Origin of the sequence: Nostoc sp. NMS8 (assembly GCF_017115045.1) — a bacterium.
Classification (GTDB): domain Bacteria; phylum Cyanobacteriota; class Cyanobacteriia; order Cyanobacteriales; family Nostocaceae; genus Nostoc.
In genome coordinates this window covers 1-24399 of record NZ_JABXKK010000062.1, presented here as the reverse complement: position 1 = coordinate 24399, position 24399 = coordinate 1, and the positions used below count along the sequence as shown (strand labels likewise).

Genomic DNA, 24399 nt, shown 5'->3' with positions numbered 1-24399 from the left:
AACCTTCTTATGTAATTTATCAATGAATTACTTAGCAGCCTTAGCAGTCTTTTTCAAACCTTGCCATCTTTCTCGCAATCGCTTCAAGTTAGGAGTTTGACCACCATAGCGCCAACTAACATAGGCTTGGCTAATCTCATCTATAACTTCAGCGGTTGCTGGGGCATGATGTTGGTATGATCGTCTGGCGTACTCTAAAGGTGTTTGTGCTGGATGTTTACCCAAACCTTTTTGGGTTGTCCATTGCAGCATTTGTTGATAAAGGCTTTCCATTGCTGGCAATTTCTTTAACCATCGGCGGTTGCGCCACTCTTGCCATTGTCCCCAACCCAGCCAAGCAAAGAAAGCTGCTGTAGTTGCCAAGATTAAGCCAGTTAAGACACCAAACCAACCTTGAGAGAATAAAGCGATAAACCAAGCGATCGCTCTAATTACCCACTTAAATATTGTCTCAAATACATTATTTAACAAACCCGTTACCGGAGAAGGCAACCAGCCAGCAACCCAGTTCCACAACTGACGCAACACACTAAAAGTCTGGGTATCTTCAATTGAAGGTGGTATTAGAGGATGATTGGGAATAGGGTCAAAAGCAAACCAACCATATTTCGGAAAATACACTTCCGTCATCGCATAAGCATCAGTATTACGGACAACATACAGCCCTGTAAATGGATTAAATTCTCCTGCACTAAACCCTGCTACTAACCGCGCTGGGATGCCAATGGAACGCAACATCACCGTCAGAACTGTTGAAAAGTGGTCTGGATAGCCCCCGTTTTGCTTAAACAAAAAAGTTTCTACCAAGTCTTCTTTCTCACTCAAATAAGGCAGTTCTAAGGGATTTCGGGGAATAGAGTAGCGTTGCTTTAAATATTGAGCTAAGTACAGAGCCTTTTCATAAGGTGAATCGAGTCTTTTCGCAGACTTTGTGACTCCTTCCTGATTGTAGTTAGCAAGAATTTCTTCGGTACGTTGCCGGACTTTTTCGGCAATTTCGGGAGGAATTTGCAGATAATGTTTTTTAATATGTTGTGGATATTTAGTAGAAGCTTCACCTAACAAAGTGCGATCGCGGTATGGTACTTCTGAAACTACTGTATAGGTGAATCCTTCTGATAATTCTACAGGTGATCGCAATCCGTCTTCTTTATCAACAGCGATTACTGGTGCTGGAAAATAAACTTCCTTGGCATTAGCCATCGCTGGAATGAGGTTAGGCAAATCTGACACCACTGTATAAGTTTGTACTACCTCTTGGGTTTTAGCAGTGAGTATGGATGGGGGAATAAAAATTTGGTAAGACCAAGGCGATCGCCTAACAGTCATAACATCTTCATTGCGAGAAACTTCCCATCCCTTACCTGTATAGTGGTCAAATCCTAATACTCGCCAAAAACCTTCAGCTTGCGATCGCACCCGCATTACAACCTTGGGTTTCATCTCGCCCCGCAGGTTTTGGTTAATTTGACTATTAAAACCGTAATAAAAGTTATTATCTACTTTACCTGGTTCACCAGCTTGATTTTGTCCCGTACCACCGCTACCACTGCCTTGATTCTCACCTTTACCTTGGCGGACATAACCGGGATTAATGATACTACGTCCTGTGAAATTACCTTTGACATGAATACCAGAACTTACAGGAAAATTTCGTAATTGATAGCCGGGAAATCTAGGTAAAACAGCAAAAATTGCCAGTCCCAGACCGACAATTAGCAAAAAATTCAGAATGAAAAATTTAAAATTAATAGTTGCGGAATTATTCTGATTTAATTTTTCATTTTTTATTTTTAATGGCTGCAAACCCAAGCGCGAACGGTAATCTAATACTAAAGTTGGCAGAGCGATCGCTAAAAATAACAGCAACACAGGTGCAAATGCTAAAGTCTGACTTAGGGTTGCTGCCACACCCAATAAAATTAGTCCGATAACAATCGAATAGCCCAAATTTTTGCGACGGGGTGTATCAAAGCTGTGTAACACCTGGAGTTGAATTAATAACTCTGCCAAACCCAACCGCGTATCATTCAACTCTCCCACTAATTGCCCAAAGAAAGCACCCAATGCTACTAACATCCCAATGGCGATGCCGAATTGAACTGCAACATTGCGATCGCGGCGACGATAGTAACTCCAAATCGCACCCACTATACTCAGGGGTAACGCCCAAAAACTGAATGAAGTTTCAGCAGCAATATCCGTCGCCACAATTCCCAAAATAACCAACGCTAGCACCAGCACCCGCAAAGAAATAGAATCTTCCACTTCTATCAAAGGCGAACCCTGCGGATTTTGCCGCCAGAAATTACCTACAGGGAGACGCCAAAACCGATTCATCCTGGATAAGTTAAACATTTGAGTCTAGTAGAAGCAATGATGTAGATGCAAAAAACACAATGCGGGGGACATAATTGCCTACCCTACTACTGTGTCAAAAAATTTTGGATTTTGGATTACCGACTTTGGATTGACCCCGATTGCCTCAAGGATTTTAAATCTAAAATCTAAAATCGGCACGGTTAAAAAAATGACCGATAGGGGTTAGAGATGGAGAGAAACGAGAAATGGGTGACACGGTGAATTGAGAAATAATCAAATACTTTCTCAATATTCCCATGTCCCCATATCCCCGTGTCCCTGTGTCTTTGTAATAACTGCTTCTCGTAGACACCCTAATGACCGTTTGTTGAAAAATAGGATGAGCTTCAAAACCAGGAAAATCCTCTTAATATATATCGGCGTTGATTGACGTAGTGTGCTAGCGGTGGAAATTTAAATTAAATCGTGGGATTAATCACAAACAACAAAGACTGTTCATCTATTTCTGGAAACTCAACTTCCAGAGTATAAATTGGGTTAAGTTGCTCGCAGCCTAACTCTACATTTAAGTATCCCGAAGTCGAAGATGTTGTCATTGCTAAAGTGCCACTTCCCCGCAGCGTTAAAGTTCCTTTAACAGGTAACTCAGCTTGAACAAGTAGCTTCGTAAGTTTACCTAGAGACTGGTACTCTACTCTGATATTCAAAGCACCAACACTGGTTAGCCATTGTCTTTCTACTACTGGACTGGTTGCTGAAACTGGCAGAGTTAGATTTTCTAGCAGTTGTTTAGCTGCTAGCAACGACAAAGCCATTTGTTGACGTGGTTGTAAATCTGAGTAATCGCTCTGAATTACAGGCATTGTCTCCAGAGTATTTACAGACCGATAGGTGCTTCTTAGCACCAACCCAGCAATATCATTTAGTGCTTGAGACTCATTGGGAAAAAAGTTCTCCACCACTTGAACTAATTTTGCCCCCAACGGCACTGAAGATGTCACCAAAGCCTGACACTGTTCTAGCAATTGCTGGAAAACTCTTTCCGGTAAGCGAGTTGGCAAGGTCAACTTAGACTGTTGTACCATCCATCCCCAGCTAGGAACGAGTGTCATTGACGGCTCATCAACAAAATCAGGATAGTCGATTAATTGTGTTTCCCAGGGAAACAACGGTGGGTGGTCTTGGGCTTGGATTTGTAACCGACGCTTAAGGACAGCTTGAAAACGATCTTGCACAGTAGGAATTTCTCCCAATTGAAAGGTCTGGGGTGTTCCTCCCAATTTTGGCTCACTGTTTTTTGAAGCAGTGGCTTCATTGAGGAGGTTTTTTACCCCGTCATTTTCCTCACATTCTACCGATCGCTCATGATTTTTGACATCATCTGTCAATAACCAATCGAGACACCGGTGTTGTAAAGATTCTGAGTCACTATTCATGAGTAGATGCACCTGATCCGGAAACTAATGAGTTACGAATTTCCCAAGCTTGCTCAAGCAGCTTAAACCATCTTTTTTGCAGTTGTGCCATTGACAGCCCTAAAGTTTTTGCTATTTTTTCATCAGCTTGTCCTTGTTGCTTCAACTCTAATAAAGACCGTTGCTTATTGTCCAGCTGTGCTGTGTAGACTTGCCATTGCTGGGGAGTTAAGCCCAAATTTGTATGCAGAGAAGCTTCCAGCCATTCGTGAACTAATTCCCAACGGTGCAACAGGGCAAATCGAATCAAATGATACTTAAAGCGCTGTTGCAAATAATCTCTCTGACGAGGGGTTAAACCTAACACTGACTCAATTTCCTGTGCTGATAAATCCTGGAGGCGGAGAGAAAAGTAATCAGCGCAGTCTGATTGTTGTCGTTGTTCGAGATAATTCATTAATTCCGTAACCACAACGGAGCGCAAGGTGTCTTCTTCAGGTTCGGGTTCGGCTTGCGTTGCCATTGTGGAGCGCAATTGATGAACTACTGGCTCTTCCCAAGAACCATCACCTTCATTATTGCTACCCTCTGAGGCTTGTTCTATATCTACGCTGGTTTCTGGGGGCTGCTGTTGGGAAAAAGTTTGCGCCCGCAAGATAATTAGCTGCTGCTGACGACCTGGTAAGGGAATGCGTCGCTTGCCGTAGCGCTCGGTAAATGCCATATACTCGGACAATTCCAAGAGCGTTTGCGGGCGATAAGTGGCACCGAGTTGATTTTCTCGTCGGAAAGCGTTCAACGCTTCCAGATAAAAACTCTGGAGGAAATCTTCAATGATCGTCAGCCGCCCTTGATAGCTCAGTTGCCTCTGAGGAGGATTAATATATCGATAAACAATTGCACTCAGAGTACTGTGTAATTCGACCCTGCCCCGATTTGAACCCAACTGATAGTACCTGAGACACTGTTGCAGCCGATGCCGAGCCAGGGTCAACGCCGAGCTTTCTACAGTTCCAGAAGCTTGGATACGTTTGCTTTCATGACAAATCCGGTAGACTTCGGTGGTGATACGTCTTGCTACGTCGTGGCAATTCTGTTCCGAAGCTTTGGTTGACTGCTGAAACTCCTTGGACAGGAGTTGAAAGATCACCTCCACGCCTGTAGAATTTTCTCCCAGAATAGTTGCAGATGGAATAGTTGCGGTTGCGGCTGAATTCATAGTCTCGGTTTTCAAAAGACCCTAACTTACTTAAATACAACCTGTACGACTGTGGGTATTGGCTTTTTTGGTTTTACGTATAAGCTAAACGCAGACCAATCCTACTATTGAGGATGTGGCTGATTTTATTATTCCCAATTCTGATGGGATTGTTCGCACTTGATAGATGTTATTGCCGTTACCCAGGAGCCGTATACAAGTCATTATGGATTTAGAAGCACAAATTCAATTGCTGATTGACAATGCACCCGACGATGGTGTAATACCACATCTTGTTGCAGCAATTGCTCCTGCCCTTAGAGCGATCGCTCAAAAATTACGCTACTCCCAGTATTATGTTCTCCAAAATTCGGAGTCAAGCTGGGTTGTAACTACGTTGAGCAATCGTGCTAATCCAGGATTGGAAAAACGTGTGATTTACGCTTTCCCTACCATACAGGATGTCTCTCTAATTTCCCCTGATGGGCTTGACCCTCAAATGCTAGCTAAAATTACTCCTGTCACCCATATTTTGTTCCAAATGGTGGCATTAGAACCCGTAGATAGTATCGTTTTTTTGGAGACGCCGGGTAAGACCACTCATACCCTTGAAGTTCAGCGAACTGAACTAGAAAAACTCATGCAGAAACAGTTACGACAACAGCGATCGCCAAAACACATACCCCCTGATATTGCATAGAAAAAATTTGGATGTGGAGTTTTTTAGATACAACCCCACATCCAAAATTTTAAATCTCAAATTCTTTGAAAAAAGTTTTCTAAATCAGTTAAAAAAGAAATTTTTTCTTTCCCTTAGACCATGCGACTGGTTAAATTTTTGGTAGAACCTAAAATTTGTTAAAAAACAGTTATCAGTGAACATTTTTTAGTTTTAATTTCGCAGTGAACCAGAGTTTTACACTTAAGAACTTCAAAATAAAAAACTCTACTTTCTACCCGGTAAATAAGTGGCCTGAATTAAATATCAAACTGCTTTAGTGTGTTGAAGCGTCATTAAATCACAACATTTCAGGTTTTTGGTGTGTTACGAAAGTCATAACACACCAAAAACCTACAGGAATTACACACGAGTTACGGAATAACGTAGACGCAAAACGGTGAAGCAGCGCGGTCTTCTCCCTTGGCGTTAGCCTTTCCGCGGAGACGCCAAGGACGATAGCGCAGCGTTAGCGAGTCCGTGAGCGTCTGGGAGTTTACCCCATAAGCGAGTGCTGTTAGCGACGTTAGGAGCGTCAGCCGGTGGGATTGCCGCAGGCTACCGCAGAGGCACAGAGACACGGAGAAATCAGAGGTTGAGAGATATTTTGCGTAAGTCTAAACCTAAATCCATACTTTCTACCTAAAAACTAATTTAATAGAGGCGACTCAGTGTGTACTCAGCTATGTTAATCAATGCCTGGTGAGATTCTGAGGGTGGGAGAACTGCAAGATGTTCAATTGCCAACTTAGCATGGTGAGCAGCTAACTCTCGCGCCTGCTGTATACCTTCACTATCTTGAATCAATTCTAGTGCTTGCTCTAAATCTCCTTCTTGAGCAAACTCTCGATCAATCAGCACTTCTAAAGATGGTTTTTGGGCTAAAGCAAATAAAACGGGTGCTGTCAGATTACCACTTTTGAGATCCGACCCCACTGGTTTACCCAAGGTATCTGTTGTACTAGTGAAATCTAGAATGTCATCAACAATTTGAAATGCTATACCAAAATGACGACCATAGCTATACAGATGCTCAACAGTTTCTCGTGAGACTTCACTGAGTAACCCAGCAGCTTTAGAACTGTTGGCAATTAACGAAGCTGTTTTGTAATAACTCTTCTCAATGTAAGTTTCAATAGAGATACCAGCATCAAAACGATTTAGTCCCTGCTGAATCTCCCCGGTAGCCAGATCCATAATGACTTCTGAGAGTAATTTCACCACCTCCAAATTGTCCAAGTTTGCTAAATACCAAGACGATTGGGCAAAGAGAAAATCTCCTGCTAAGATGGCAATGCGGTTCCCAAACAAACTATGAACGGTAGGAACGCCTCGCCGCACGTCTGATTCATCTACGACATCATCATGTACCAAGCTTGCTGTGTGAATCATTTCTGTAATCTCAGCAAGGCGACGATGACGGGGTGTAATGTCTTGTTCTAACATTGTTGCCCGCGATATTAGCAGGACAATTGCTGGTCTGATACGCTTTCCCCCAGCACCGAATAAATGCTCGGCTGCTGCAAACAGAATGGGGTGACGATTTCCAACTAGCTGCTTTAGGTTATCTGCTAGTAGTCGCAGGTCTGCTTCCACAGGGGTAAACAGGGAGGTGGCTGGGGTCATGGATGGGCGGACTCTGACTTAGGTTACGAAAGTTTACATATCCTATACTCATTTTAAGATAACCCTGTGCCAGCGCAAAGTTTTCATAAGGTAATCCCGTTTTTATGAGTCTATGGGTGATATTTAAGGTTACTAACATTTTTGTCAATAAGTAATTATGCTTAATTTATGGAAACTTAGGCTTTAAACTAACTTAAAACATGAATTCTCAATGAATAGTGCTGAGTTCCGCGGCAAAGAGAGTGGTGATCTGTAAAGACCGCGCCATTTGCGAGCGGAGTATCAACCTTCTCCCACATTAAAAGATTCCGCTTGACTTCGGGCAAGGCTTTTACCATAGCGTGAAAGTACTAAGTATGACTTGTTACTCAGCACTTAGCACAGGCTAAACGCCCCGCTATCGCTAACAGCACTTAGGACTGAGTGTGGTAAACGGGGATAAATATGAGATTAAATTATGTTAAGTAATTTCTCATCTCACTTTTCCCGCCACAGTTAAAATCATGATTTAAGCAATATTACTTATTGACAAAAAGAATATAACTTAAATTTGTCGCCAATGATTCAGGCTAAATTTATCCAGATTGATGGTGTAGCTCTTCAAAAAATTTGAAATTTAGCAGCCGAATAGGCTCAAAATTCAGGGTCTTTGTGTTACGCTAAAATGTAGGAATTTTAAATTTTGTAAGATATTCAAACCGCAAAAGTAAGTCAGCTAGTAGTTGATTTTACTGAATTAGTGTTGTGAGGCTAAAATAAATATTCGTCGGTGAGATTAAGGGAATAAATTCTTTAATTTTTCCTACGATACGCAAAACTCCTGGTTTGGAGCTATGTGATATTCCTATGGGAAGCCGCTACACGTCTTCAGCGCACGTTGAGCGCAAGCATTGCTCTTTTCACAGCAGTTTGAGCAAAAATAAAGCAGATCGAGTAGACCGCTGAGAATCGTAGTTTTAGATTGCTAGACGGCAACCTAACTACTGTGGGATCTATGGTCTGCAAAAAGTCGCATTAAATTATAAATTCTTTGTCCTTAGAGGTTTTGATCTCTATGGGTAATTTTACTATATGAAACTACAGCCATCAAGAATGCACTTGGTTGGTTGAGGTTCTACTAATTTTATGGAATTTTATATTCGTTTAGAAGCGTGGTAGTAGAACAATGATTTACGGAAGTATGCCTATGATGATTTTTATTTTAGCGTCTGGATATTTGTTCACAGTCTACTTGTTATTAGCACTAGCGAAGCGAACGGGTACAAAGACTGTTCCGACAAGTTTTCCTTCATCTGCCGAAGGAAAACACAAGCAGGAGATATCAGTTAATAGTCATTAGTCATTAGTCATTAGTCATTAGTCATTAGTCCTTGGTCATTTGTTTTGATAAAGGACTAAGGACTAATTAGTTTTATTGGAGTTGGGAAATAGCGATATCAGTGAAGGAAACCTCTTCAACCATTGGGGTATAGCCTAGCCATTGGACTCCTGACTGAGAAAACTGTTGCGGACAACCGCTGACGGCGAAGCGAGTTGGTAATGGTAGATGAGTATTTCTTAACCCTAACAAGTCTAACTCTTGGGCGCAAGCTGCCACAACATGAACAGCTGGATCAATTAATTGGACTTGAGAGGGGAGGAGCGATCGCAGTATTGGTGTAAGGTGGGGATAATGGGTACAGCCGTGAACTAAGGTATCAATTTCCTGCTCTAATAAAGGCTCTAGGTAAGCTCGTGCTACTTCAGCTGTATATGGGTCATGAATGCGGTTTTGCTCAATCAGTGGCACAAACTCTGGACACCCAACTTGCCAGACTTGGACATCAGGAGCAATTTCGAGTATGGCGTGCTTATAAGCATTACTCTTAGCTGTAGCGGGAGTGGCAATTACACCAATCCGCTTTCCTTGCTGCACGGCAGCTTTTGCACCCGGTAGAATCACTCCCAAAATGGGTATGTTGAATTCTTGGCGCACGGTTTCTAGTGCGAGGGCGGAACTAGTGTTGCAAGCCATAATTACCATTTTTACCTGCTGCTGTTGTAGCCAGGTAATAATTTCACGGGTAAATCGTAAAATTTCTGCTTGTGAACGAATTCCGTAAGGAAGTCTAGCTGTATCCCCAAAATAGATAATTGATTCATTGGGGAGTTGCCGATATAGTTGTCGCAATACTGTCAGCCCACCAACACCACTGTCAAAGATGCCAATTGGGGCACGTTGGGGTTCTTGATCGGAAAAATCGTCAAGATGCCCTTCAAAAATGGAAGATGAATACACAGGCAGATATTAATTTAGGTTTTGGGATTTAAAATACAGAATTTAGCAGACAATCTCCAAATTGACTACTAAATTATGCACGTCAAAGAAGTTTAAATACCACCTCTTTAATGAGTAATTTGTACTATATTACCTCTGCTGTAAGTATTTTAGAATGCCACGAGCGATCGCTTCTGCCATCCGATTTTGATATTCTGGTGTTCCCAATCTGGGATTATCCTCATAACCAGTCATATAGCCTGTTTCTACGAGAATAGCAGGTATGGAGTTTTTTCTGAGGACGTAGAATCTAGCTTTGCGGGTTCCTCGGTCTTTGATAGTACCGATCTCCTGGAGGATGGTTTTACGAACTACTTCAGCCAGACCATAACCACTATCGTAATAATATACTTCTAACCCATTGACATCAGGGCGATTATCAACGGAATTAGCGTGAATGCTGACAAACAAAGTCGCATTAGCTCGCTTGGTAATGTCTACCCGTCCCTGAAGTTCTACGAAAAAGTCGGCATCCCGCGTTAGCACCGCTTGTACACCATTTTGCTCTAGAATCGCTCCTACCCTTTTACCAATAGGCAGAATTACATTCTTTTCTAAAAGTCCGCCCAAACCAGGGGCACCTGAGTCTTTTCCACCATGTCCTGGGTCAATAACTACTACCAATTTCCCTTTAGGAACGGAGGGGCGTGGCCGTGACTGGGAGATGGGACGAGGATTATCTGTGGAGTTTGGCAATTGACCTTGGTCTAGGGATGGCAGGGGAGGTAAAGTAATGGACGGTGTGATACTGCTGCTACCAGAGCGTCGTAATTCTAAAGCTAAAAGCTCGTCGCCAACCTGGTTAAGTTCCCCAATTTGTACTCCGGCTGCTGGTTGAACCAAGACGGTGACAGTGTTGGATTCTTGTGGTTGCAGGCGTACCCGCAGTATTGGGCTATTAGGATTAAAAGTAGGGCCTGTAACTTTGGGAGCTAACTTAGCATTGTTAATAGTGATGCGGAATAAACCAGAGGTTCTATCCCAGCCTCCTGTAGCAGATAAAGTTTGGTCGGCTCTAATCAGCAGTTGTGTGCCATTATTAGCCAGCTGCACAGACTGAATAGTAGCAGTTGAGTTACTAGGTAGTATGGGACGTGGAGTGTTACTTCCAGGCAATTGGGCAACACCACGACTGGGTAGAATCACAAAACCACCAACGCTGCTAGCGGTTGCTCGCCAATTTGGACTATTTTGATCTACCTGTAAAGTTAGGCGAACAACAGATGGAATGGTTTGCAGTTGGGTGAATTGGATACGGCTGACGCCATAGCGATTAATCGACAAATCCCGCTGCTCTAGATTTGGTGATAAAGTTGCGCCCGCAATGTCGATGTTGATTGCTTTTTGATCGTTGCTACGATTTACCTGAACCTGAGGATTGCCACCACTTGTAGTAATGAAAAAACCATCGCCTGTGACTTGTAATTTCTCAATTTGAGTAACTCTGGCGACAGCCATTCTGTTGTTAGGTCGATTAACAGAGTCAGTTCTCACCACATTGTAAATATCCCTTTGAGGGAATGCTGGTGTAGATGTCCTGGGTGAAGTTGCTGTGGCTATAGCTTGTTCTTGCTGCCCTTCAGTGTTTCTTGAGGGTGTATTTTCGGCTTCTGGCGTAGGTAATTGAACTGTCCAGCGATCGCCAGTTGTGGCGACAAATTGCACTCCTTTGGGGTCTAAAGTATAACCAGGAGTCAATTCCACGACTATGCGCGTTGTTTGTTCATCAAACTGCCCAACACGGATCGAACGAATTGCACCGCCCACCTGTTGGGTTAACTGCGGACGCCCAAATGTGGTTCCTGGCAAATCAATTACCAAACGAGTGGGGTTAAAAATTAATTGTGCTTGGGGTTGAACATTTCCGAAAGTATTAATTTCCAGCCTGTTTTGATTGGCATCAAAACGCCAAGATTCTAGTTTCGCGGCCATTGCCGGCGACGATAGCATGAAGATGGTTCCAATAGTACTGGATAGTAACCAGCGTAATTTCACAGTCTTTTCTCCTGATTCACATTTATGGGAGCCGTCAACATCTCAACATATTGGCAAATCCTCACACCGTCACCGCGCCACTTGAGTTTTGCGCTGTTATTAAGACACAGCTAATGGCGTAAAATATAGCACGCTCCTCTGGTTTTGCCATGCCATTAGCCTATATATATTTGACTGCCAATTTTAGATTTTAGATTCCCGATTTTAGTTTTTTGCCAGACTAGCGTTTTGCTACATTAACACCTGTTGTAGATGATACAAATCCAAAATCTAAAATCCAAAATTTGTTGACTGACAAGCATTGCATCAAATGACAATAACAAAGAAGCTACTTCTACCCCGCCGCAAGAATACTTAAATTGTTTTACTACTAAATTGGATAAAAATGGTAAAGATGAGATGTACTTACTCAATAATTTAGAAATTTAGACTAAATCACTTATCTTCTCTTTAAATACTGAAGAACACCACGAGCGATCGCTTCTGCCATTTGATTTTGGTAAGCTGAAGTTCTCAGTCTAGCCATATCCTCTCGACCAGTCATATAACCCGTTTCCACGAGAATGGAGGGCATAGAACTTTTTCTGAGGACATAAAATCTGGCTCGTCGCACTCCCCTGTCTTTGAGAGTACCAATACTTTGCAGAATACTACTACGGACAACGCGAGCTAGATCCAGTCCACTGTCGTAATAATAGACTTCCAAGCCATTAACATCGGGACGACTCGCACCGGCTGAATTGGCATGTATGCTAACAAACACATCAGCGTTAGCTCGTTCTGCTAATTGCACCCGTCCCGGAAGAGTAACAAAATAGTCAGAATCCCGCGTCATAATTACTTGTACGCCATTTTGCTGCAAAATCTCAGCAAGTCTTTTACCAATAGGCAAGATCACATCCTTTTCACGTGCCCCCCCAATGCCAAGCGCTCCTGAATCTTTACCGCCATGTCCGGGGTCAATAATAACTACCACTCGCCCATTGGTAACTCGGCGCTGTGGTTGTGTTATGGGCTGGGGATTGGGGTTGTTTGGATCTGGGAATGGCCCACGATTTGGCGGTGGTAGCCCAGGTAAAGCAAAAGGTGGTCTTCCAGAGAGGGCAACCACTCGCCGAGAACCTTGTATTGGTAGAGCCAAAAGCTGCCCGTCGATTTGCCTGGGTTGCCCAAGTTGGATTCCGGCTGCTGGTTGAATTAAAACAACAACAGTGTTGGGTGCTTGGGGTTGCAGACGTACCCGAAGAATGGGGCTATTGGTAGCAAAAGTAGGGCCTGTGACTCTGGGAGCTAGGTTAGCATTAGTGATAGTGACGCGGAACAGACCAGAGGATCTATCCCAAGTTCCTGTTGCGGATAAAGGTTGGTTGCCTCTAATTAGCAGTTGTGTACCATTATCAGCCAGTTGCACAGACTCAATTGTTGCTGGCGAGTTATTGGCAGATGGTCTACTAGGAAAGGAAATAGCTTCTGATTGGTTGTCCGAATTATTACTTCCAAGCAATGTGACAACGCGATTAGGTAAAACTACCAAACCACCGCCGTTACTATTAGTTGCTCGCCAGTCTGGGCTATTTTTATCTACGCGCAAAGTCAGGCGGACACCGGGAGGTTGGGTTTGCAATGAGGTGAATTGGACGCGGCTAATACCATGTTTGTTGACGGGTATATTATTCCGTTGCGCTAGACTTGGTGATAAAGATGCGCCAGAGATATCCACAAAAATGGTAGCGCGATCGCGGCTGCGAATTACCTGAATTGGAGGATTACCACCACTGGTACGAATGAACAACCCATCACCTGTTACTTGTAAATGCTCGACTTGAGTAGCCCCTCGCGTAGTAGTAGCAACCCTTGAAATACTAGGTTGAGGTTCAGAATCCGGAGTAACTACACTGTAAGCACTTCTGGGAGATGAAGCTACTCTCTCAACTTCTGGTCTAGGTAATTGCACCGTCCAGCGATCGCCACTTGTACCAACAAATTGTACTCGTTTGGGGTCTAACGTGTAACCAGGAGTCAGTTCGACAACTATACGTGTTGTATCTATATCAAACTGCCCAACACGGATCGAGCGAATTCCACCGCCCACCTGCTGGGTTAGCTGCGGACGCCCAAATGTAGTTCCTGGCAAATCAATTACCAGCCGAGTCGGGTTGAAAATTAGTTGTGCTTGCGGTTGAACTGTTCCGACAGTATTAATTTCTAGCCTGTTTTGATTAGCATCAAAGCGCCAAGATTCAAGTCTCGCTGCCATTACCGGCGACGATAGCATGAAGATAGTTCCAATAGTGCTGGGTAGTAACCAGTGTAATTTCACAATCATTTCTCCTAATTCACGTTCATGGGAGCCGTCAATATTTCAACTCATTGGTAAATCATCACACCGTCACCACCTAAACTTGACCTCTGATGCCTTTTTTGATTTTTAAGCTGTTATTAACAGCATTTTTCAAGTAATTTAACTACACCACTCCCTACTCCCCATTCCCCATCTCAATGGCGATCTAAATACCTAAAAACTGCTCTAATACACATTTAAATCAGTTATCAAGTTTAATTTTAGGTATAAATCTCCACACGAAACCTTCCACCTGTAGAGGTGGGGTTGACTCCCTAACCAAGCTAGAAAACTGATAATTGATAGCTGTTCAATGATAAGTGTTTGTTTTTTGTTGCCATCGATGCACTGAGTAAATAATTCCCATTACTGTCAGATGATCTAGCAAAATTTATGGGTGTTACTCCCCAATTATCTGGAAAATATTCAGATAACGGCTTACAAGCCGAGGGAAACTAGAAATAACTAACATTTTGAATGCTGGTAAAAATTAGAAACAAACAATTATTCTACAATCACACGCGACGGAGATTTGGGGATAGAAGTTTCCATTGCACAATGGGGGAGTAGGGAGGCAGGGAGCAAGGGAGAAAAGTTTTCCCTTCCGCCCCCCGCACCCTGCCCCTCTGCCTCTTCTCAATTCCCCATTCCCAATAATTAACGATCGCTAGAATCAGGGGTTACTTCCAAATTGCCACTATCATTTGATGCTGACACCCTTGGTTGAAGTGGTTCAATTACCAACGAAGTCCCAGAGGAACCGTCTAAAATTAGTTGCTCTGAGCCTACCTCCACAGTTTTTGGATCTGGAAATACAAATCTTAACAAGGGAGGAGCTAAAAAGGTTGTCAAGATAACCATCATGATAATTGCTGCCCCTAATGGTTTCGAGAGAGCGCCACTGGCAGCGCCGACACCAGCAAACACTAACCCAACTTCGCCTCTGGGAATCATTCCTACACCGATCGCTAAACGGTTGATTCCTGGTTGACCAAACACGCTTAAACCTGTGATCACTTTACCGATAATGGCTACTGTAATCAGGAAGGTTGCCATAATTAGACCTTCGCGATTTTCGGGAATTGCTGGGTTTAAAACTCCCAAATCGGTTTTTGCGCCAACAGTCACAAAGAAAATTGGCACTAATATATCGGCAATGGGAGAGACTTGCTTTTGCAGTTCTTTACGTTTATCTGTCTCTTCTAGAACTAAACCCGCCGCAAAAGCTCCCAGAATTGCTTCTAAGTGGATGACGGCGGCAAGGTATGCCATTGCAAAGGCGAAAATGAATGCTGGTATTACCAGTCCACCACGGGTTTTAAGTTGATCGGCGATCGCTACAAAGGATTTATTGAAAACATTGCCTAGTAGAATTGCTCCCAAAATAAAACCAGTGGCACTAATAATCAAGTAAATGACTTTGCTTACATCCACCACACCATCTTTAGCTAGGCTAGCTACTACCGCTAAAACGATGATTCCCAGAACGTCGTCAATTACGGCAGCACCCAAAATAATCTGTCCTTCTTTAGAATTGAGTCGCCCCAATTCTGACAGCACCTTAGAAGTCATGCCAATACTAGTAGCAGTCAAAGCCGCCCCTGCAAAAATTGCCGGGACAGCGCTAATACCAAATAAAGTCATTAGTCCTACAGTCCCAGCGGCAAAGGGTACTGCTACCCCCACTACTGCGACGACAGTGGCTTGAATGCCAACTGCCATTAAATCTTTTAAGTTCGACTCCAAGCCGATTTCAAAGAGCAGGATGATTACACCCAATTCGGCTAAAACGGAAACAACCTCAGACTGGGCTGCAAAAACCGCTGGAGTCGCTTCAGGTGTTAAACCAGCAGTGGTTTGAAGGAAGGACACGATCAAAGAGTTAGAACTGTCTGTGCCGCCTTCTGGAAACACCAAAAGGTGGAAAACAGAGATGCCTACTACCACACCACCTACGAGTTCGCCTAAGACAGGTGGCAAACCCACTTGGTTTGATAACTCTCCACCAACTTTGCTGGCGAGATAAATGACTACTAAGCTTAGTAGCACTGCTTCGACTACCATTGAACTGTCTGCGGCTTGTGTTGCGCTGGCCAGCAGAGGAAAAGAGAAGTTGATTGGATCTAACAAATGCATGGGTTCTGTGAAAATCCTTCTCTTTGATTCTGACGCGTTTCTGAAAAACATCCTATAAAGACGCAATCTGAATTCAAAATTAAAAATTCACAAAGGTATACAACGTAAACATTTCATTGATTTGGAATAAGTAGTTGATTTACACTGTGTTGCACTAATGTAATTTTTTTAGTTTCAAAAAATGTAACCATTCCAGCTTTTGACGATCGCAGTGTCAAAGTAAGAACATACAAATCGTATCTAGCGATCGCACTTGAGTTGTGAAAAACTTGTGGTGGCTGTTGGCTCTCAACAACCACCAGAAGATTGCTACATACGTTTATTCAAAACATCTGTGGATACTTTGAGGAGTGCAAATATTATGACTAGAGCCACTTTACCCGGTTCTCGATTTCCATCTGGAAACTTGTGGAAAATACTACCTTTAGCAATGCTAGTATGTGCAACTTTTGTACTACCTGCATTCGCACAAGAAAAAGATAAATTGTGGCGAACCCTTAGTGTCAGTGGTCGCGGAGTAGAAACAATTCCGACAACTCTGGCACAAGTCAGTTTAGGAGTAGAGATTCAAGGAAAAACAGCACAGGAAGTACAGCAAGAAGCCGCTCGGAGGTCATCTGCTGTAGTTGCGTTCTTAAAGAGCAAAAATGTTGAAAAATTACAAACTACTGGTATCCGGCTCAACCCAGTTTACAGCTATACCAATAATGTGCAGCAGATTACAGGCTATGCTGCCAATAACACCGTGAGTTTTAGAATTCCTACCGAACAAGCTGGGACATTATTGGATGATGCAGTGAAAGCGGGTGCAACACAAATTAACGGTATTAGTTTTGTGGCGAATGATGAAGCGATCGCAACTGCTCAAAAACAAGCATTAAAAGAAGCCACTCAAGACGCCCGGCAGCAAGCTGATGCCGTTTTTAGTGCCTTGGGTTTTAAATCCAAAGAAATCGTAAGCATTCAAGTTAATAATGCCACTGCGCCACCACCACCCATGTTTTTACGTGCTGAAGCTGCCAAGTCAGCTGATGCTTCCACCCCTGTAATTGGTGGTGAACAACAAGTAGAAGCATCGGTAACGCTGCAAATTAGTTATTAGTCATTGGTCATTAGTCCTTTGTCATTAGTCCTTTGTCATTTGTAAAGGCAAAGGACTAATAATCAATGCCCAATGTCCCTCAAGAGTGCTGAGTAGGAAATCTAATTTCTTTACTCAGCACTCGGAACTGTTTTGCCCAATACCCAATTAAAAATGTTCTGGAGACATATCTCCCGTTCCTCCGTCTCCATCTTGCTTAGAACCCAATAAGTCCACCTGATCTACTAGAATAACTGGTTTAGAGCGGCTAATTCCTGTTTGGCGATCGCTCCAAGCGTCAAACTTCAAGGAACCTTTAACGGCAATTTGTTTACCTTTTTGTACATAATTCTTGGCAAACTCTGCTGTCTTTCCCCATAGTTCCAACTCGAACCAGTCAGGTTGATCGCTGTTACGCGATCGCCTTTTTACTGCTAGTGTCAATCTACACTTCACACTACCAGACTCAAAATACTTAATCTCTGGGTCGCCGCCTACACGACCAATGAGGTTGACAACATTGATACTCATTACGTTACCTTTTAGTACAAACGTACTTAACAAATTCTGACTTTCATCATAGCGAATTGTGAAAGACTTGAAAATAATGTGTTAAACAGTTAACAATATAATTGACTTGAAAAATTATACACACTATATGGAGAAACACATAAAAATATACGGATATACTAATCTAACCAGAGAATATCAAAACATACGGGGCTTGAGACATAGTAAATATTCCTGGGAATCATATAAAAATATAGTCTAGTTGACTCAACTCAGGATACGAACTTTATCGAATCCGACACAAATTAACTCTTAACCGTTGTAGTCAAAAAGTATCGCACATAGGGGGCTTACAGACGCGTGGGTATTTTTAGGAACTTTCGCACATCATGGGATATGGGTATCGACCTCGGTACCGCAAACACTCTAGTTTATGTATCTGGTAAAGGTATTGTACTACAAGAACCTTCTGTAGTTGCTATCGACGTAAACGAAAAGGTAGCACTAGCAGTTGGAGAAGAAGCCAAAAAGATGCTCGGTCGCACACCTGGAAATGTGATTGCCCTCCGTCCCTTGCGGGATGGTGTAATCGCTGACTTCGATATCGCCGAGCTAATGTTGAAAAGCTTTATTCAGCGTGTAAATGAAGGTAGATCCTTAATCTTACCCCGGATTGTCATTGGTATTCCCAGTGGTGTCACAGGAGTAGAAAGGCGAGCTGTGATGGATGCAGCTCACCAAGCAGGAGCAAGAAAAGTATATTTAATCGATGAACCCGTAGCCGCGGCGATTGGTGCAGGATTACCCGTTGCTGAACCTACTGGCAACATGATCATCGATATTGGTGGTGGCACAACAGAAGTTGCGGTGCTGAGTCTTCAAGGTACAGTCATCAGCGAATCAGTTCGCATTGCTGGAGATGAACTGACTGATTCAATCATTCAGTATATTAAGAAAGTTCATAACTTAGTCATTGGTGAACGTACTGCCGAGGAAATCAAGATTCGGCTTGGTTCTGCCTATCCCACTAACGATGATAATGACGCGATGATGGAAGTCCGAGGTTTACACCTACTTTCTGGTCTACCGCGTACTGTAACAATCAAATCCCCAGAAATCCGTGAAAGCATGTTGGAACCGCTATCAGTAATTATAGAAGCTGTGAAGCGGACACTGGAACGCACACCTCCAGAATTGGCAGCAGATATTATTGACAGAGGTATTATGTTAGCTGGCGGCGGTGCTTTGCTCAAAGGCATAGATACCCTAATTAGCCATGAAACAGGGATTATTACCCACATTGCTGCTGATCCTTTAAGCTGTGTTGTGCTGGGAACAGGTCGTGTGTTAGAAAACTTTAAACAGTTAGAACGAGTTGTTACCGAAAGCTCTCGCAATATGTAGCAAAAAAAATATCAGACCTGAGTTCTATTTGAGTTCTATTTGGGTTCTATATAAATAGAATCCAAGTAGAACTTAATTTGTATAGATATACAAAGGTATATATGGTGACAATACGGCGTTGGTGGGATCGTAAAGGGTTACAAATCGGTTTATTAGCTCTAGTAGTTGGTAGTGCTTGGATATTGCGACAGACTCAAGGTGAGTTGGTGCTTGAGACATACCAGGCAATTACCCGGCCGTTAGAGATGTTGCAGTCAGGGCCAACTCCAGAAGAACGTCTCAGAGATGCCCGGATACTAGAATTGCAAACCCGTATAGTAGATTTGGAAAGTCAAAAGACAAAGCTACAAGATTTATTAGGCTATGTAGAAAAAGAGCCACTGGCATCACGGCCAATTCCAGCACGCGTGGTAGGACGTAGTGCTGACCAGTGGTGGCAACAAGTTACCCTGAATCGCGGTGCGAATGTAGGCATTCAGGAAGGCTTCATAGTCAAAGCAGAAGGCGGATTAGTAGGTTTGGTGGAGAGTGTAACTCCCAATACTAGCCGTGTGTTGTTAATAAGTGACCTCAAAAGTCAAGTTGGTGTATCAGTTAGCCGCACGGCAGCTAAAGGCGTTTTGCGAGGAGATTCTTCTGCCGAAGCAGTGCTGGAGTTTTATGAAAAAGTTCCAAATGTCAAGGTAGGAGATTTAGTTTCCACGTCTACCTATAGTCAGAAATTTCCCTCTGGTTTGGCGGTAGGACGAATCAAGTCGCTGGATTTAAAGAAACTTCCAGCATCAGTCGCGAAAATTGAGCTTTTTCCGCCAATCCGCTCTCTTGATTGGGTAGCTGTTTATCCCAAGCCGGAAAACCAAGAGTCGGCAAATCAAGTGCCGCAAAAGTCTAAGTAAATTCTTCCTTAAAAATCCATAGAAAAATGAAGATTCCTGCATTTGGTGGTAGCAGGCAGAAAAAGCCAAAATCGTCAGAGCGAAAATCGAAATTCCGAATCCAGCCGCTTGCTCGTTGGCATCCCGGTATACGCCAGTTGTTGGGTTGGATAGTGACGGTTGGATCTGTATTGTTATGTTTACTATTATTGCCAACTCGGTTCCCAGGTATGGAATTATTGGGAATTGGCCCTAATTGGCTGTTAATTTGGGTAGTAGCTTGGAGTGTGAAGCGCACGGTGTTTGCCGGAGCATTGGCAGGCATAGTTCTAGGGTTGCTTCAAGATTCAATGACATCACCTAACCCTACTCATGCCCTTAGTTTAGGTATAGTGGGAGTTTTAACTGGTCTACTCCAAAAACAGCGTTTTATTGAAGAAGATTTTATTTCGATTGCTGTAATTGTTTTTGTGATGGCAGTTTTATCAGAAACTATCTTTGGGTTGCAATTAACTTTGCTTGGTCATGAGCGTAACGTGACAGATATTTGGACATATTACCAGCGTGTCGCTCTTGCTTCTGCCATTCTGAGTAGTTTATGGGCACCGGTGGTTTATTATCCCCTAAATCTTTGGTGGCAGCGAATAAAATTGTTGGAGCAGTAGTAACCTAAGTTGCGGGTTATCAACTGATGCGTGCTTGTAAACCCTCAATTTATGCGATGCCTGCGGTGGAATACGTCTACGCGTACAACAAAGTTGTGCTGGCGTATAACGTCACCGCACCTAAGAGTTGATTGAGGATTCATTTTTTATTTTTTCATAACAGAGAAGACTTGTTTTCTGTTGCTTCAATAAATGCCTCAAACTGACCATTAGGCGTCCATTGAATAGCCCCATCTCTTCCTGTAAAAAAAAGTTTGGTTTGGCTTTGATTCAGTTCAGATAAAGTTTTTGGATCAAAGTTAGCAGAAGAAGCGATCGCTACTTGTGGTCGCAGGGCAATAACTAAATCTTTCAATGACTCAGGCGCACACCAAAGCACTTGGGGGTGAGGTAAACTTCCATTTTTAACTAGTTGTTGTACCTCTTTAGATTTAACGTTACCTACTAATAACCAACTCTGGTCTAAAATTTGCAATTGTAAGATAGGTAATTGGTCGTTGATTAATTGTGCTACTGTCGAACCAGCTTTCACAGATTGACCAACTGCCAAAGATTGATAAATTCCTTGATGTTTTTGTAGTTCCTGTTGAATTGCCTGAGTTGTAATAGAATCATCTGTTTTGGGTGAATATTCATAAAAATTATTGATTGGTAAACGTTGCATTAATTCAAACCAGGCATTACTTTCATTGCCTTGAAAATCAGTTGCGATCGCCCAATTGATTTGATTTACACCCTGTTGTTGTAAAAACGGTAGAATTGTGAAGCTTCCTGTACCTTCATCTCCACTATTAATTACAGTTACACTACCTCTATCTTGAACAACTACAATTGGTTCCGTACCAGATTCTAATACCGTTATCCTAAATAATGTATTTGTAGAATGCCAAAGGGGAATGAATACTAAAGCAATCGCAATCACATTAGCAAACCACCACCGTCGCTGCCACCAAGGCACTAGCCAAACCAATAGAATCAGTACATAAATTGTCAAAAGTTGCCAACTAGATATACTACCCACAGCAACAGAATTTCCTGGCAACTTGCTAAAAAATTCCACTAGTTTAATTAACCAATCAGTAGGGTAATGTAATACGCCAGCCAGGAAGCTTCCGGCTTCAGTCCAAACTAAACCTACTAACGCACTGATAATTCCACCTATGCTAATGACCGAAATTAATGGAGTACTAACCACATTCAGGAACAAACTGTAAGATGGTACAACTCCAAAGACAAAAAGTTGCACAGGTAAAGTCCAAATAGTGGCAGCTAGAGGAACGGCAATTAAAGAAGCGATCGCAGGTGGTAGCCATGCTAGGCGGTTAACTAGTGGGGTTACTGTAACAACTAATCCCAGTGTTGCTAAAAAACTTAATTGAAAACCTAAATCCCAAATCCATAGAGGATTAAATACTAATAGCAGAGTTGCCGCTAATAGTAACGATCCAAACTGTTTTACCTTCCTTTTTAATAGCAAACCAACTAGTGCCGCAAAACCCATAATTACGGCTCTGAGAACCGCAGGTTGAAAACCTGTTAAACTCAGAAAAATGATTAAAGCCAAAAAACCAACGGTAAATTGCGTTCCTTTTTTTGTCCGCCTGGTTAACTGTAAGATCACACTTAAAATCAAGGAAGTTTGGAACCCGGAAGCTGCCAAAGCATGAGCCAATCCAGCTTGCACAAACAAGTCGCGGATATCGTAGGGTAAATCAACAGCTTTGCTACCTAAAACCATTGCACTGACAAGAGGCCCTTCTGGGACACCCAACCAACGAACTTGCGATCGCACAATTCGCTCCCGAATTTGCCACCATCCCCATTTACGTTCCTGATCTAAAACATTTATTTGTCGCCCAATTAGACCAGCAAAAGTTCCTTCTTGCTTGAGAAACTTCTGAAAGTCAAAACCACCAGGATTGGAAGCCGCCTTTGGTTTATACAAAATCCCAGTCACAGCAATTTGTTGACTAGGGTATAACCCAGTAGCTTGAAGTATGGGTACTGTCACATATAATTTGCCTGACACACCTTGTGGAACACCCGCTGAACCTTTTTCATTTTTGACCTCATCTAACTGAGTCGCTTCTAACCAAAATTGTCCTCGTTGACTGCGAGTCAAGCGGGGATTACTGGCCACTTCGCCGCGTACAATCACAAGTTGTTCTTGATTGCTGCTATTTCCAAGCGGGACGAATTGACTAATATCTTTTACACCCGGTTGCGGTACTCGCCATTGAAAATATAGAGTTGCCAATAATCCCACCAAGCCAGCAGCTAGCCATATTCGAGCATGGGGACTAGTTTGCCAAGTGTTCGGCACTGCCTTATTTTTGCTTCCAGCATTTTCTGCTTTCTGAGCAAATTGCCGTGAATTGGTGCGTCTTCTAAAAATAATTGCTCCCACTATCCCCAAAACCAAAATCCATATACCACCCCAAGGAACTGCTGTAAATAGCAACCCAAAAATATAGCCAAGACAAATAATTACACCACTGGTTTGAATCATAAGATTTTTGTAAAAGCACCTGGCAACGGTAATTTGCAGCTGACTTAAATATAGATAAAGTAGCAATGTGCTGAAGTATAGTCCATCAAGTTTATACAAACAAAGCCCGCACAGGCGGGCCTTATCCTTGTAGCTTTAATATTCTAGACTCAAGATTTAACGGGATTTTTGACCTTTAGCAACAGCCACATCATAAAGATATACTTAGCTTAAAGAATGCAAAAATCAGGGGTTTAACCTGCGGAGGCAGGTTTTGTCTGTGTAGCCGTGACTTCTAGTTGCCCAGGCATGACTTCAAGCAACGGAAAACCCAATTTCTCCCTTTGCTCAACATATAAATGAGCCACCTTCCTAGCCAAATGCCGAATCCTGGCAATATAGCGAGTTCTCTCCGTCACCGAAATCACACCTCTAGCATCCAGCAGATTAAACGTGTGCGAACACTTCATTACATAATCTAAGCTAGGCAAGACCAATCCTCGCTCCGTCAATTGGGTAGCTTCCTGCTCATATAAGTTAAATAGTGTCAGTAGCAACTCAGGATTTGAAGCTTCAAAGTTATACGTACACTGCTCAATCTCACTTTGCAGGAAAACATCTCCATAGGTAATATTGTCTGTCCATTGGATCTTTGTAAATGCTTCTACCTGCTGGAGATACATTGTCAGCCGCTCTAACCCATAAGTAATCTCAATCGACACCGGACGGCAATCAATTCCTCCACACTGTTGGAAGTAAGTAAATTGAGTAACTTCCATTCCATCTAACCATACTTCCCATCCAGTTCCCCAAGCTCCCACCGTCGCATCTTCCCAGTTATCCTCTACAAACCGAATATCGTGGTCTTCAGGACGAATACCTAAAGCTCTTAACGAATCAAGATAAATCTCCTGGATATTATCTGGTGACGGCTTAATCAAAACTTGGTACTGATAATAGTGTTGGAAGCGGTTGGGGTTTTCGCCATAGCGCCCATCCGTTGGGCGACGACACGGTTCAACATAAGCCACAGCCCAGGGTTCCGGCCCCAACGCCCTTAAAAAAGTTTGAGGATTCTTAGTACCAGCCCCCTTCTCAATATCGTATGGCTGGGCAATAAGACAACCGCGATCGCCCCAAAACTGATGCAATAAACCTATTACTGACTGAAAATTCACGCTTCCCCCTTCCCTACTTAACACAGTGCATAAACCATTGTTGCCTACAACCCAACACTGTAGCTAGTTTCAGGAGACATGAAAGCATTTCCAAATTATTTTGGAAAAAGTAGTTGACACAATGAAGTTG

Annotated in this window: 17 protein-coding genes; 5 read left to right on the top strand and 12 right to left on the bottom strand. The window is 42.8% G+C overall.

Annotation, left to right across the window (positions count from 1 at the left end):
* Positions 1–27: 27 nt before the first annotated feature.
* The 3 genes from HWQ39_RS10860 to hetZ all read right to left on the bottom strand — a co-directional run bounded on the left by HWQ39_RS10860 (position 28) and on the right by hetZ (position 4956).
* Positions 28–2340, bottom strand: a complete 2313-nt coding sequence (locus HWQ39_RS10860; protein ID WP_292844084.1) for a DUF3488 and DUF4129 domain-containing transglutaminase family protein — start codon at positions 2338–2340, stop codon at positions 28–30.
* A gap of 440 nt (positions 2341–2780) precedes the next feature.
* Positions 2781–3758 carry a PatU gene (locus HWQ39_RS10855; RefSeq protein WP_292844083.1) on the bottom strand — a complete coding sequence of 326 codons (978 nt, stop codon included), beginning with the start codon at positions 3756–3758 and terminating at the stop codon, positions 2781–2783.
* Positions 3751–4956, bottom strand: a complete 1206-nt coding sequence (gene hetZ, locus HWQ39_RS10850; RefSeq protein ID WP_292844082.1) for a heterocyst differentiation protein HetZ — start codon at positions 4954–4956, stop codon at positions 3751–3753. The genes HWQ39_RS10855 and hetZ overlap by 8 nt, the downstream gene beginning before the upstream one ends.
* Positions 4957–5161: 205 nt before the next feature.
* Here hetZ and HWQ39_RS10845 point away from each other — a divergent pair, with 205 nt between their 5' ends.
* Positions 5162–5635 (top strand): hypothetical protein, encoded by a 474-nt coding sequence (locus HWQ39_RS10845; protein WP_292844081.1) that lies wholly within the window; start codon positions 5162–5164, stop codon positions 5633–5635.
* A gap of 672 nt (positions 5636–6307) precedes the next feature.
* Here HWQ39_RS10845 and sds read toward each other — a convergent pair.
* The 6 genes from sds to HWQ39_RS10815 form a co-directional block, all read right to left on the bottom strand.
* Positions 6308–7279, bottom strand: a complete 972-nt coding sequence (gene sds / locus HWQ39_RS10840; RefSeq protein WP_292844079.1) for a solanesyl diphosphate synthase — start codon at positions 7277–7279, stop codon at positions 6308–6310.
* Positions 7280–8690: 1411 nt separating this feature from the next.
* On the bottom strand, positions 8691–9557 hold the full coding sequence (gene murI, locus HWQ39_RS10835) for a glutamate racemase (protein ID WP_292844077.1): 867 nt from the start codon (positions 9555–9557) through the stop codon (positions 8691–8693).
* Between the two features lie 129 nt (positions 9558–9686).
* Positions 9687–11591: an N-acetylmuramoyl-L-alanine amidase gene (locus tag HWQ39_RS10830; protein ID WP_292844075.1), complete on the bottom strand. Its 1905-nt coding sequence runs from the start codon at positions 11589–11591 to the stop codon at positions 9687–9689.
* Between the two features lie 439 nt (positions 11592–12030).
* Positions 12031–13911: an N-acetylmuramoyl-L-alanine amidase gene (locus HWQ39_RS10825; RefSeq protein WP_292844073.1), complete on the bottom strand. Its 1881-nt coding sequence runs from the start codon at positions 13909–13911 to the stop codon at positions 12031–12033.
* 678 nt (positions 13912–14589) lie between these two features.
* Positions 14590–16068 (bottom strand): cation:proton antiporter, encoded by a 1479-nt coding sequence (locus HWQ39_RS10820; protein ID WP_292844071.1) that lies wholly within the window; start codon positions 16066–16068, stop codon positions 14590–14592.
* A 113-nt stretch (positions 16069–16181) separates the two neighbouring features.
* On the bottom strand, positions 16182–16367 hold the full coding sequence (locus tag HWQ39_RS10815; RefSeq protein ID WP_292844069.1) for a hypothetical protein: 186 nt from the start codon (positions 16365–16367) through the stop codon (positions 16182–16184).
* A 62-nt stretch (positions 16368–16429) separates the two neighbouring features.
* Between HWQ39_RS10815 and HWQ39_RS10810 the strand changes: the two genes are divergently transcribed.
* A complete protein-coding gene (locus tag HWQ39_RS10810) occupies positions 16430–17170 on the top strand; it encodes an SIMPL domain-containing protein (RefSeq protein WP_292844067.1) in 741 nt (246 codons plus the stop codon).
* Positions 17171–17317: 147 nt separating this feature from the next.
* Here the strand turns inward: HWQ39_RS10810 and HWQ39_RS10805 are convergent, their stop codons facing one another.
* Entirely contained in the window at positions 17318–17680 is a 363-nt protein-coding gene (locus tag HWQ39_RS10805) for a single-stranded DNA-binding protein (RefSeq protein WP_292844065.1), read from the bottom strand.
* Between the two features lie 375 nt (positions 17681–18055).
* On the opposite strand from HWQ39_RS10805, the gene HWQ39_RS10800 reads away from it, so the two are divergent.
* The 3 genes from HWQ39_RS10800 (at position 18056) to mreD (ending at position 20603) form a co-directional block, all read left to right on the top strand.
* The gene (locus HWQ39_RS10800; protein WP_292844404.1) at positions 18056–19063 is read left to right on the top strand and encodes a rod shape-determining protein; all 1008 of its coding nucleotides are present in this window, start codon (positions 18056–18058) and stop codon (positions 19061–19063) included.
* 101 nt (positions 19064–19164) lie between these two features.
* Complete coding sequence (gene mreC, locus HWQ39_RS10795; RefSeq protein ID WP_179065880.1) at positions 19165–19959, top strand: rod shape-determining protein MreC; 795 nt, start codon at positions 19165–19167, stop codon at positions 19957–19959.
* Positions 19960–19985: 26 nt separating this feature from the next.
* Complete coding sequence (gene mreD, locus HWQ39_RS10790) at positions 19986–20603, top strand: rod shape-determining protein MreD (protein WP_292844064.1); 618 nt, start codon at positions 19986–19988, stop codon at positions 20601–20603.
* A gap of 154 nt (positions 20604–20757) precedes the next feature.
* Here mreD and HWQ39_RS10785 read toward each other — a convergent pair whose 3' ends face one another.
* Together HWQ39_RS10785 and glyQ are read right to left on the bottom strand one after the other, a co-directional pair.
* Entirely contained in the window at positions 20758–23112 is a 2355-nt protein-coding gene (locus tag HWQ39_RS10785; protein WP_292844062.1) for a ComEC/Rec2 family competence protein, read from the bottom strand.
* 233 nt (positions 23113–23345) lie between these two features.
* A complete protein-coding gene (gene glyQ, locus HWQ39_RS10780; RefSeq protein ID WP_292844060.1) occupies positions 23346–24269 on the bottom strand; it encodes a glycine--tRNA ligase subunit alpha in 924 nt (307 codons plus the stop codon).
* Positions 24270–24399: the final 130 nt, after the last annotated feature.

Bases quoted from the DNA above. Each gene is read 5' to 3' on its own strand.
- HWQ39_RS10860 (WP_292844084.1), bottom strand. From the start codon at position 2,340: ATGAATCGGTTTTGGCGTCTCCCTGTAGGTAATTTCTGGCGGCAAAAT.
- HWQ39_RS10855 (WP_292844083.1), bottom strand. From the start codon at position 3,758: ATGAATAGTGACTCAGAATCTTTACAACACCGGTGTCTCGATTGGTTA.
- hetZ (WP_292844082.1), bottom strand. From the start codon at position 4,956: ATGAATTCAGCCGCAACCGCAACTATTCCATCTGCAACTATTCTGGGA.
- HWQ39_RS10845 (WP_292844081.1), top strand. From the start codon at position 5,162: ATGGATTTAGAAGCACAAATTCAATTGCTGATTGACAATGCACCCGAC.
- sds (WP_292844079.1), bottom strand. From the start codon at position 7,279: ATGACCCCAGCCACCTCCCTGTTTACCCCTGTGGAAGCAGACCTGCGA.
- HWQ39_RS10820 (WP_292844071.1), bottom strand. From the start codon at position 16,068: ATGCATTTGTTAGATCCAATCAACTTCTCTTTTCCTCTGCTGGCCAGC.
- HWQ39_RS10810 (WP_292844067.1), top strand. From the start codon at position 16,430: ATGACTAGAGCCACTTTACCCGGTTCTCGATTTCCATCTGGAAACTTG.
- HWQ39_RS10805 (WP_292844065.1), bottom strand. From the start codon at position 17,680: ATGAGTATCAATGTTGTCAACCTCATTGGTCGTGTAGGCGGCGACCCA.
- HWQ39_RS10800 (WP_292844404.1), top strand. From the start codon at position 18,056: ATGGGTATCGACCTCGGTACCGCAAACACTCTAGTTTATGTATCTGGT.
- mreC (WP_179065880.1), top strand. From the start codon at position 19,165: ATGGTGACAATACGGCGTTGGTGGGATCGTAAAGGGTTACAAATCGGT.
- mreD (WP_292844064.1), top strand. From the start codon at position 19,986: ATGAAGATTCCTGCATTTGGTGGTAGCAGGCAGAAAAAGCCAAAATCG.
- HWQ39_RS10785 (WP_292844062.1), bottom strand. From the start codon at position 23,112: ATGATTCAAACCAGTGGTGTAATTATTTGTCTTGGCTATATTTTTGGG.